This is a genomic window from Pseudomonas sp. AC463 (assembly GCF_979253585.1).
Genome location: NZ_CEEDDZ010000929.1, coordinates 1 through 251 on the forward strand (window position 1 = coordinate 1; position 251 = coordinate 251).

Annotated in this window: 1 protein-coding gene; it reads left to right on the forward strand. The window is 64.5% G+C overall.

The features are described 5' to 3' along the window. The coding region (locus AC0IYH_RS32950; protein WP_471838587.1) for an aminotransferase class I/II-fold pyridoxal phosphate-dependent enzyme at positions 1-251 on the forward strand (251 nt) is incomplete at both ends.

Genomic DNA, 251 nt, shown 5'->3' on the forward strand with positions numbered 1-251 from the left:
GATGAGCCCTACCGCGAACTGGTGTTCGACGCCGGCAGCGCCACGCCGATCGTCAGTCGCCTGCGCAAGGCCAGCTGGATCTACACCGGTACCGTCTCCAAGACTCTATTGCCGGGGCTGCGCGTCGGTTACCTGATTGCCACGCCGGATCTGTACCCGCACCTGCTGCGTCTCAAACAGTCGGCGGATCTGCACACCAATCGCGTGGGCCAGTGGCAGGCGCTGCAATGGCTGGGTACCGAGCGCTACAG